1 pseudogene is annotated in these 1,036 nt (G+C 62.5%); it reads left to right on the forward strand.

Features of this window, described 5'->3' with window-relative positions:
• Positions 1 to 219: 219 nt before the first annotated feature.
• A pseudogene (locus LQV45_RS35385) lies at positions 220 to 1,036 on the forward strand (MFS transporter); the annotation flags it as partial.

Raw genomic sequence — 1,036 nt, forward strand, 5'->3', positions numbered from 1 at the left:
ACCTACGACCGCGAGCCGGTCCGGGCCAGGGTCCGCGAGCTGCTCAACCGCACCGACTGACCCGCGGAAGACACTTTCCGGGAACATGTGTGCCTTATCACATCTTTCGTAGTAGTATTCAGGATACTAACTGACCGTTCGATCAGTAATTCATGAGGCATCAGTTATCCACTTCGCACCCACCCGGGCAGTACCTCTGCCCCCAGCAACGGAGTTCCAATGACCGTAACTTCATCCGTAGATTCCGAGGCGGGTCCCAGCAGCAAACACGAGGAACGCAAGGTTCTCGCCGGGACACTGGTCGGCACCACCATCGAGTGGTACGACTTCTTTATTTTTGCCCAGCTGACAGCAACGCTGCTGTCGCCGCTGTTCCTGGCCCCGCTGAACGCCTCCAACCCTGGCCTGGCGCAGATCCTGTCCTTCGCCCTGATCGGCATCAGCTTCCTCTTCCGCCCGCTCGGCGCGATCGTCGCCGGCCACCTCGGCGACCGCCTCGGCCGCAAGGCCATGCTGGTCTTCACCCTGATCATGATGGGCGCCGCCACGGCCCTGATCGGCATGCTGCCCACCTATGCGCAGATCGGCGTCTGGGCCCCGATTCTGCTTATCCTCCTCCGTGTCATCCAGGGCTTCTCCGCCGGCGGTGAATGGGGCGGCGCCGCCCTGATGGCCGTGGAGCACGCTCCCAAGAGCAGGCGCGGCCTGTTCGGCGCCTACCCGCAGATCGGCGTTCCGGTCGGCATGATCCTCGCGACCGGCCTGCTGTACTTCCTCAACACGTCCATGTCCAAGGAAGACTTCGCATCCTGGGGCTGGCGTGTGCCGTTCCTGCTCTCCATCGTGCTGATCATCGTCGGCTACCTGATCCGCCGGGCGGTCGCCGAGAGCCCCGTCTTCAAGGAGATGCAGGACCGCAAGGAAGAAAGCAAGGCGCCCCTGGGCGAGCTGCTCCGCTAGCACAAGAAGGCTGTCCTCTATTCGACGATGATCTTCATCGGCAACAACGCTGCCGGCTATCTGCTGATTGCCTTCT

This window comes from Microbacterium sp. Bi128 (assembly GCF_918698205.1).